Source organism: Bartonella sp. bp_1, assembly GCF_055808085.1.
Map to the genome: position 1 here is coordinate 2,348,760 of NZ_CM147851.1, position 9,997 is coordinate 2,358,756.

The 9,997-nt window shown below is 46.5% G+C and carries 8 protein-coding genes; 5 read left to right on the forward strand and 3 right to left on the reverse strand.

Annotated features, from left to right (window positions below; all coding sequences use genetic code 11):
- Positions 1-102 precede the first annotated feature (102 nt).
- From ACYZ97_RS11760 to ACYZ97_RS11775, 4 genes are all read left to right on the forward strand, one after another.
- Positions 103-1,806 (forward strand): stimulus-sensing domain-containing protein, encoded by a 1,704-nt coding sequence (locus tag ACYZ97_RS11760; protein ID WP_473300702.1) that lies wholly within the window; start codon positions 103-105, stop codon positions 1,804-1,806.
- A 16-nt stretch (positions 1,807-1,822) separates the two neighbouring features.
- Entirely contained in the window at positions 1,823-2,275 is a 453-nt protein-coding gene (locus tag ACYZ97_RS11765; protein ID WP_473299085.1) for an HPr kinase/phosphorylase, read from the forward strand.
- Between the two features lie 260 nt (positions 2,276-2,535).
- Positions 2,536-2,946: a PTS sugar transporter subunit IIA gene (locus ACYZ97_RS11770; RefSeq protein ID WP_473299087.1), complete on the forward strand. Its 411-nt coding sequence runs from the start codon at positions 2,536-2,538 to the stop codon at positions 2,944-2,946.
- A complete protein-coding gene (locus tag ACYZ97_RS11775; protein ID WP_473299089.1) occupies positions 2,946-3,248 on the forward strand; it encodes an HPr family phosphocarrier protein in 303 nt (100 codons plus the stop codon). Before ACYZ97_RS11770 ends, ACYZ97_RS11775 begins: the two co-directional genes overlap by 1 nt.
- Positions 3,249-3,393: 145 nt before the next feature.
- Here the strand turns inward: ACYZ97_RS11775 and ACYZ97_RS11780 are convergent, their stop codons facing one another.
- Complete coding sequence (locus ACYZ97_RS11780; protein WP_473299090.1) at positions 3,394-4,407, reverse strand: zinc-binding alcohol dehydrogenase family protein; 1,014 nt, start codon at positions 4,405-4,407, stop codon at positions 3,394-3,396.
- Positions 4,408-4,510: 103 nt separating this feature from the next.
- A complete protein-coding gene (locus tag ACYZ97_RS11785; protein ID WP_473299092.1) occupies positions 4,511-6,448 on the reverse strand; it encodes an ABC transporter ATP-binding protein in 1,938 nt (645 codons plus the stop codon).
- Between the two features lie 278 nt (positions 6,449-6,726).
- Between ACYZ97_RS11785 and ahcY the strand changes: the two genes are divergently transcribed.
- Positions 6,727-8,124 (forward strand): adenosylhomocysteinase, encoded by a 1,398-nt coding sequence (ahcY, locus tag ACYZ97_RS11790; RefSeq protein ID WP_473299094.1) that lies wholly within the window; start codon positions 6,727-6,729, stop codon positions 8,122-8,124.
- Positions 8,125-8,152: 28 nt separating this feature from the next.
- Here ahcY and ACYZ97_RS11795 read toward each other — a convergent pair whose 3' ends face one another.
- Positions 8,153-9,868 (reverse strand): lysozyme inhibitor LprI family protein, encoded by a 1,716-nt coding sequence (locus ACYZ97_RS11795; RefSeq protein WP_473299096.1) that lies wholly within the window; start codon positions 9,866-9,868, stop codon positions 8,153-8,155.
- Positions 9,869-9,997 lie beyond the last annotated feature (129 nt).

Sequence of the window (9,997 nt, forward strand, 5' to 3'; positions counted from 1 at the left end):
GTTCCAAGCTGTATGGGCGTACATATTGAAGAGGCAGACCATAAGCCCGAGGCGAAACTGGTCGTTTCATCGCTTCGGAAGCGGTCGCGTATCCGTCGTCTTATGACACGCGTCCACCGTATTTTCGAACAGCTTTTCTTTTCCAGTCTGACCCGACGTATTGTTATTCTTAATCTGGCAGCGTTAGGCGTATTGGTTGTCGGCATTATGTATCTCAACCAGTTTCGTGATGGTTTGATTGATGCCAAGATTGAAAGTTTGCGTACCCAGGGTAAGATTATTGCCGGTGCCATTGCAGCTTCGGCAACAGCCAATACCAATTCAATCCTGATTGATCCGGAAAAGCTGATGGAATTACAGGCGGGTGAGAGTGTTACACCCAAAGCGGATTCAACGGATAATTGGGATTTTCCGATTGATCCGGAGCGTGTAGCTCCCCTATTGCGTCGTATCATTTCACCGGAGACAACACGTGCGCGTATTTTTGATCGTGATGCCAATCTGTTATTGGATTCAAGGCTTCTTTATTCAAGCGGACAGGTTTTAAGTTATAATTTGCCACCAATTGCCGAGGATCAACCTAGTTGGTTAGAGTGGTTTCATATCTGGCTTTCCAACAAAATTTACGGCATGGATTATCATCTTGATGGTGACCAGCTTGGTGGAACCGGTGCGGTTTATCCGGAAGTGGTCAAAGCAATGAGCGGTATACCGGCAACAGCACAGCGACGTAACAAACGTAGTGAGTTGGTTGTTTCGGTTGCTGTGCCGATCCAGCGTTATCATGCGGTGGTGGGCGTTTTGCTTTTATCGACTGTCGGTTCTGATATTGATAATATCGTACGTGCTGAACGGATGGCGATCTTCAAGGTTTTTGCGGTTGTCGGTGCTGTTCTACTTATCTTGTCTCTATTTTTGGCATCAACTATTGCCAGCCCTTTACGCAAATTGGCTGCGGCGGCTGATCGTGTTCGTCATGTCGCCAACCAGCGTGTTGAGATTCCAGATTTTTCCGATCGTCAGGATGAAGTTGGCAATCTGTCGGCTTCTATTCGTGATATGACCAGTTCGCTTTATGCGCGTATTGATGCGATTGAGCGTTTTGCCGCGGATGTCAGTCATGAACTTAAAAATCCGTTGACATCTTTGCGCAGTGCTGTCGAGACATTGCCACTTGCTAAAACGGATGAAGCTAAAAAACGTTTATTCGAGATTGTCCAGCATGATGTACGGCGCCTTGATCGTCTGATTACCGATATTTCCGATGCATCGCGCCTTGATGCTGAACTGGCACGCGAAATAGAAGACCGCGTTGATTTATCCAGTCTGCTGGATAATCTGGTGCGGGCGGCGCGAGAAGTGCGTCGTAATGATATTGCGGCAACAATTGATCTTGATATAGCGTCGCTTTCGGGGGATCGTCATTACATTGTGGCTGGTCATGATCTGCGTTTGGGACAGGTTATTTCCAATCTGGTAGAGAATGCCCGTTCGTTTATTCCTGAAAAAGATGGCAAGATCCGTATCCATATGCAGCAGAAACACCATCAGGTTGAAATCATTGTCGAGGATAATGGCCCCGGGATTAGTGCGGAAAATATCGAACGTATTTTTGAGCGTTTTTATACAGATCGTCCGGGGACCGAGGGATTTGGCAATAATTCGGGACTTGGTCTTTCTATCAGCCGGCAGATTATTGAAGCACATGGCGGGACTTTGAATGCTGAAAACATAAGCGATCCTACCGATAAGGATCATATTTTAGGCGCCCGTTTTATTATTCATTTGCCGGCGGTTAAAGGCTGACGGTTGAGGATGTGTCATGGAAACACAACATGCCAATTGTTTGAAACTGGAAGATTGCGGTTTATTGATTGTTGGAGATTCCGGTAGCGGCAAATCAGCTATTACGTTGGCTTTGATTGAACGTGCCCGCCAAAATGGCCGTCAGGCAGTATTGGTCAGTGATGATTATACGCAAATTACGCGTGAGGGCGATTATCTGATTGCACGGTCACCACAAAATCTATGTGGTGGTATTGAAATTATCGGAGCAGGCCTTTTTAAGCTGCCGGTAATTGAATATGCGACATTGAGCCATGTTGTCCGGCTTGGCAAGGATTATGAGCGGTTTCCTTCTGATCCGTTATATTCCTGTTGTGGGGTGGATTTACCTATGCGTCGTCTTGCGGCGCTTGGTATCTGGGATGCTGTTGTTATATGTCAGGCAATAGAGGCCTTTCTTTTTGGCTCAATATGGCAGCCGCGGCGCTAATCGTATTTTTTAATGTGTATTGGTACTTTTTTTGGGTGAAATGAAGATTTTGCTTGCACTCGGCAGAGAGATTGCCAAGATGGGTATCTGTCTCAAAAGGGTAGTATATGCGAGATCGCCTTGTGATTATAGTTGGGCGATTTGCAGTATTAAGGTGGAGTCTTGCATTTGTTTCAACCCGCGTGTAAGCCATGGCACCCGATAGATCAGATTTGTAGGTATCAAACTTTGTACAGCTTTTCCGGTAAAGGTGTAGACAAATGATCGGCTTGGTTCTGGTTACCCACGGCCGTTTGGCTGAAGAGTTTCTCCATGCTGTTGAGCATGTTGTCGGTCCGCAACAGAATTTTGCGACTGTCTGTATTGGTCCTGATGATGATATGGATCAGCGGCGTGATGATATTGTCAAGGCCGTCAGTGCTGTTGATCAAGGACACGGTGTGATTATTCTAACCGATATGTTTGGGGGAACACCTTCCAATATGGCAATTTCTGTCATGCGTGAGGGCGAGGTTGAAGTAATCGCAGGTGTCAATTTGCCAATGCTGATCAAGTTGACCAGTGTGCGTCAATGTTGTGATATGTCGTTGGTTGATGCTTTACGAGCTGCCCGTGAGGCAGGCCGTAAATACATCAATGTCCCCAGTATGATCCTGACGGATGATGATTAATGGCTGACGCGAGTATCAATGATGAAGGCTGCGGTTTCTCTCGCACGCTTAATATCTGTAACAAGCGTGGTTTGCATGCGCGCGCTTCAGCCAAATTTGTCCAGACGGTTGATGCTTTTGATGCCATTGTCGAAGTTGAAAAAGATGGCGCGGTCGTTGGCGGAACTTCAATTATGGGATTGATGATGTTGGCCGCTTCTCCTGGTTGTTCCATCAATGTTTCTGCCCGGGGGGCGCAGGCCGTTGAAGTGCTGGACGCCTTGGAAAAATTGGTCAATGATCGCTTCGGCGAAGAGTGCTGAACGGTTTTTACAGGTATTTTTTACTTGTAATATCCTTCCGATATGTATCCAGCGGTAATGTCAGCATAAAATTGTGCGCACATATACGTATATGCACGTCACCATCATCCTTATGAATTATGACATTGCTGTCCGGCTGTTTATATTAGAAACCTTCCAGTACGATTTTGCCGATGGTTTTTCCGGTTTCAATCATCTGGTGGGCTTTACGTAAATTTTCTGCATTGATTGGTGCTAGACTTTTTGTCAGTGTCGGCTTGATTGTGCCCTCATCGACAAGCTTGGCAAGGATAGCGAGAATCTCACCCTGTCGGGCTATATCGGATGTTGTATAGAGCGAACGGGTAAACATGGATTCCCAATGGAGTGCTATACTTTTGGCTTTAAAGGGCACAATATCGAATTGCTGTGGCCCATCAATGAGTCCGATATGGCCTTGTGGCGCAATAATATCAGCATATTGCAAACGATTGCCGCCAGAATTGGCCGTTGAAAATATATAGGCAACCTTGGCAAATCCTATTTCTTCAAGCTGTGATGCCAAGGTTTTGCTATGGTCGATGACATGATGGGCGCCCATTTTCAACGCCCAGTCTTTGGTCTCTGGCCGTGACGCTGTGGCAATAATAACCGCGTCACTAAAGTGGCGTGCCAGCTGAATGGCAATCGAACCGATGCCGCCTGCGCCGGGAACCATCAGCAGAGCATTCTTGCCGTCATGGACCGGTTTTTTGATATTCATGCGTTCAAACAGCATCTCGTAGCTGGTGAGCGTGGTCAGCGGAAGGGACGCTGCTGTTTTGAAGTCGACGCTTTCAGGTTTGTGCGCAACGATACGATAGTCGATAGCCTGCATCTGTGCATTGGAACCATCACGATGGATAGAGCCTGCATAAAAGACTTCATCACCTTTTTTGAAACCTTGAACATTCTTGCCCATGTCGATGACAACGCCTGCGGCATCAAAACCCAGAATGCGGGGTGCATGATCAGTTGGTTCGGCGCTTGTGCGTGTTTTGACATCAATCGGATTGACGCTGACAGCCTTGATGTTGATGAGCAAATCCTCATCGCTCATCACTGGATCTTTGACATCGATATCCTGAAGACATTCGCTATTGTCGACCGGTAGGCATTGATAGTAACCGACAGCTTTCATAAAGATTGACTCCCGTTTGTATTCACCACTGTCAAACTCTAGGCGTTAATGGACAATCTGCCAAGAGATAAGTGATGTCTTAGCGATTGCCCAGATATGGAATCTAGCGTTGTACCGTTTTGGTTTTCTTGCGAATGGGGGCTTTTTTCACCGGCTTTTCGGCCATTTTTTGAGTAGGCTTATGGGCTGGCTTTTCCTTATTTGCCGTAGCCTTGGATTGTTTTTTGGGCGGATTTTCGTCGAGTGTAGTTTCAATTTCTGAATCATTGAAACTGTCAGAATGGGCATGGCGAAACTGTATATCATGCAGTTTTTTATAAAGCCCGCCTTCAATTTTTAACAACTCGCTCTGTCGGCCTTTCTCGACAATACCACCATGCTGCATGACGACAATCTGGTCGGCACGGGCAATGGTTGAAAGACGGTGGGCGATCACAACGGTTGTACGTCCCTTGGTCAATCTGTTCAAGGCTTCTTGAATCAGGGCTTCAGATTCAGAATCCAGAGCACTGGTAGCTTCATCGAGGATCAGGATATCGCTGTTGCGCAACATGGCACGGGCGATAGCAATACGTTGTTTTTGACCGCCCGATAACCTATTACCGTTTTCACCGACATCTGTGTCGTAGCCATCCGGTAGATTCATAATGAAATCATGAGCATTGGCTGATTTGGCAGCTTCAATGATCTCTTCTTCGCTGGCATCGGTACGGCCAAGGCCGATATTATGCTTGACTGAGCCTTGAAAAAGAAAAGTATCCTGCCCGACATAGGACATGCGTTGGCGCAGTGAAGCAAATGTGGCGTATTTGATGTCCTGTCCGTTAACGTAGATTTTCCCACCAACAGGATCATAAAGGCGCATCATCAGATTGATCATGGTCGATTTTCCTGACCCTGAAGGACCGACAAGGGCTGTCATTTTGCCGCTGGGGATTGATAGGTTGATATTGTGGAGTACGTCATGATTGTCGACATAGGAAAAACGTACATCTTCAAATATAATTTCCCCTTTGCCTTCCGGAAGGTCTTTCGCATCCGCTTCTTCATACATGGTCAAGGGATGATCGAGCACATCAAACATCATGCGTACGCCGACCAGTTGTGTCTCAAGTTTAATGCGGCTGTTGGCAAGGCGCTTGGCAGGTTCGTAAGCCAGAATCATGGCCGTGATGAATGTCATCAAATCGCCGGGGGTTCCGTTCTTTTCAAGCACGATATAACCGCTAATGCCGACAACGATAGCAATAGAAATTCCGGCCATTGTTTCCATGACAGGATTGGTTGCTGCTTGTAACTTTGAAATGGTGTTGGCGCGATTTTCGACATCCTTGACGGCCTTGTTCATACGCGAGGACATTTGCGACTCTAGTCCGAAGGCCTTGACGACGCGGATACCGGTAGAGGTTTCTTGTACAACCTGGATGATTTCGGTGTAGGATTTCAATTCCTTGCCCATCAATTTCTTGACTTTTTTCAGGACATTACGAACCAGAAAAAATGTCAATGGACCGACAATAAAGGCGAGGATTGTCAACCAGGGGTTTTTCCAGATCATCAAGGCGACAAGCGAGATGACTGAAATCACATCGCGCACATAGGTGGTTACCACCATGTCGATCATGGATCGTGCCGATTGTGCGCTGCTGGTAACACGCATCAGCAGATCAGAAGCGGCATTGCTTTGGAAAAATGACACACCCTGACTAACCAGCTTATCATAGATTTTACGCTGTTGTAATGAGATGATGCTATTGCCGGCGCGGCTGAGATAGACTGTCTGGAAATAGCTGGCAACACCCTTGGTAATGAAAATAGCTGCAATGCCTACTGCGACAAGAAGGACTTTATGCAGGTCTTTCAGGACAACAAGATTATTAACCATGTGGCTCATGATCCATGCGCTGGCTGATGTCATCAGGGCGATGACGACCATGGCCACAATGGCTTTTGCATAAAGGGGTGCATGTTTTTTAAAATTTTCCTTGAACAGGCGTTTGATAAGTTGCTTGTCCTGTTCTGACAGCTGTGTTTTAGCCATGAATATCTTTGATCCTTAAAGTATCATAAGTGGCATTTTTCTATCGCGAAAGTGCGACAGTGACAAGGCTTGATGTCGTATTTGTCTGCTCTTTATATGGAAAAAGTGGTTTTGCTTCGATTGTTTTTACGAATTAGCTTTTATTAATTGGAATAAAGCAGTGATTGCCATGATATGGAACAAAATTTTGATATATAAAGATTTCTTTATGTCTGCATTGCGCTTGATGCGGTGACATGTTAAACCGCGGCAAAGAAAATCATGGAAGGAAGATGCACATGGCGGCTCAAGATTATATTGTCAAGGATATCGCCCTTGCCGATTTCGGACGCAAGGAATTGGATATTGCAGAAACAGAAATGCCGGGTTTAATGGCCTGCCGTGAAGAGTTTGGTCCTTCACAGCCATTGCGCGGCGCCCGTATTTCCGGTTCGCTCCATATGACAATTCAGACGGCTGTCCTGATCGAGACTTTGAAAGCGATCGGTGCGGATTTGCGTTGGGCATCATGTAATATTTTCTCGACACAGGATCATGCCGCAGCAGCTATTGCTGCAACCGGTACGCCGGTTTTTGCCGTCAAGGGTGAGACACTGGAAGAGTATTGGAGCTATACAGATGCAATTTTCCAGTGGCCGGATGGCGAACCGTCCAATATGATTCTTGATGATGGTGGCGATGCCACGATGTATATTCTGCTTGGTGCACGCGCTGAAGCTGGAGAAGATGTGCTTTCCAAGCCAGAATCGGAAGAAGAGGAAGTCCTCTTTGCCCAGATCAAGAAACGTATGGCGGCAACGCCGGGTTTCTTTAAACGCCAGCGTGATGCAATCAAGGGTGTGACAGAAGAAACCACAACAGGAGTCAACCGTTTGTATCAGCTGAGCAAAAAAGGTCAGCTGCCTTTCCCGGCGATCAATGTCAATGATAGTGTGACAAAGTCGAAATTCGATAATAAATATGGCTGTAAGGAATCGTTGGTTGACGGTATCCGTCGCGGCACCGATGTGATGATGGCCGGTAAGACCGCTGTCGTCTGTGGTTATGGTGATGTGGGCAAAGGTTCGGCCGCTTCGCTTTCAGGTGCCGGTGCGCGTGTGAAGGTAACGGAAGTCGATCCAATCTGTGCGCTTCAGGCCGCCATGGATGGCTATGAAGTGGTAACATTGGAAGAAGCGGCGCCAACGGCCGATATTATTATTACTACAACCGGTAATAAGGATGTTGTCCGTATCGAACATATGCGTGCGGCCAAGGATATGGCGATTATCGGCAATATCGGCCACTTTGATAATGAAATTCAGGTTGCCAGCCTGAAAAATCTGCAATGGACCAATATCAAGCCACAGGTTGATATGATCACGTTCCCTGATGGTAAACGCATTATTCTGCTTTCTGAAGGCCGTTTGCTCAATCTTGGTAATGCTACCGGTCATCCCTCATTTGTCATGTCGGCCTCTTTCACCAATCAGACCTTGGCGCAAATTGAACTGTTTTGCCGTGGTAATCAGTATAAGAATGATGTTTATGTATTGCCCAAGCATCTGGATGAAAAAGTAGCGCGTTTGCACCTTAACCGTCTTGGTGTCAAACTGACTGAACTTTCCAAAGAGCAGGCCGATTATATTGGTGTTAGCCCACAGGGTCCTTATAAGGCCGAGCATTACCGCTACTAAAAAACAAAGGCCGGAAATCCGGCCTTTTTTATTTGATGGGCTTGATGTCGGTGCGGTAGATCACCGGCCAGTCATCGCTATTAACGCGATCGCATTGCGGATTCACGGCTACACTGGCAAGGCGGAATGTGGAACCGTCATAGGCATATTGATAATGGGCATTGTAACAATCCGGTCTGTAGTCCTTTAGCTCCCAATATTGATCCAAAATATAGCCATTCTGATGGATAAAAAAACTGTCATTTAAAATCAGTCCCCAGTTGGCTTTGTTATCCAATACTGCCGGTTCTGATTTCCGGTTTTTGCCCACTTGGTAAATTTCGTAATTATTGGTGAATTCGCTACCATAACAGACAGCACGAAATGCTTGTCCATTCGCACCATGAAAGCTGCGGTCGTAACTACCATCATCCGGACAAAAACCTTTTTTCGTCGGAATATCTTTTGGTCGCGGCTCTTTCTGTTTGTCAAAGGTTAGGTAGACCGGCTTAATTATCGGTAAGGGTGGAATCTTGTCGTCATACATGTCATGGACATAAAATTGGGTATCATTATAGAAAAGGTTGAACGCATCAAGGTTGAGGGTCAGCTGCTTTTTGCCTTCAAGGCCGAAATGCAATGCGCGATTTTTGGTAAGTGCGGCGATAAAAGCCTGACTGTCTTTGGACGACACAGTCGCATCAAAACTATAGTCGCGATTGATATTATAGCTTCTATCAACATTAAGATGAAAGTTTTGCTGCGTCTCGTCTCCACCGGTTATTTTATAATTGATCTCACCCTTGCCCTGAGGGATGGACTTATCCGATAAAACAATGCGGATATCGGGGGGTGCGGGATTGTTATATTGCCAGCGGATACGGATATAGCCGATTCTATCATAATCGTTTTCGGCTGTCGGGTTGCCAACGGCCGTACAGCTAAAGGCCTGATCGCAGCCAATGATCCAATCGTCTTTTTCCTGATAGGCATCGGGTTTATAATAGGTGCCGCAGTCAGAGGTCGCGCAATACTGCGCCAGCTGGTTTTGCCGGTCTTGCGTCAATTTGGCGAGACATGCTTCACGAAATTGTGCGTTTTCCTGTTTATTCATATTGGAAAATTCATATTGGCAGGCCTTTTCCTTGAAGTTGATCCAGTCTTTTTGTTCACCGCGGATAAGTTCTGACGGACTGTCGAAATCCTTAAAGCCGCCATCGTCATAGTTGTCTTGACTGTCTTTGATCCGCGGCATCATTTTGCGCCAGGCAAGGTTGAGCAATTGGTCGGCATGCTGATAGTCGGCATAGAGAATCGTATCGGGATAACCTTGCCACAATGTCATACGAACCTGTGTTAGATCATCAATGCGGTCAGTGATGATCGTCGCACGGCAAAGTGGCCCTTCCAAAACTTGTCCCTGCCGGCCAGCGTAACCGAGTTCGAAAGGCCGACAGGCACCCTCTTTGAAGGCAATCCATGCTCGCTGTTCGGCATGCAGCTTTTGGCGAAATTGCGCTGGTAGCGGTTTATCCCCTTCTGAGTTAATTAAGCGCCAGAGATTATTAAGGATTCTATCAAGCGTTTTCTCATAATCAGCACCGCATATCTGCCAATCATAATTGGTGCCGTTTACGGCTTTTTCCATGCAGTTATCATAGGTTTCACTCGCTTCACTCGTTTCATCAAAACCGGTATTAACGTAATCGGCCATTGCGACAGCCGAAGTGGTGAGCCAGAATAAGAGAACTAGAAAAAAGCGCATGATAGATATCCAAGGAGGCGATCATCTCTTATTAAAAGCTTTTGATGACTTTGTCATGCGTGATGGAAAGATTTCGTTTGCAGCGTGTAGCATGGTAACTTGCAATGATTCGGCGCAGTGAAGCGCTGT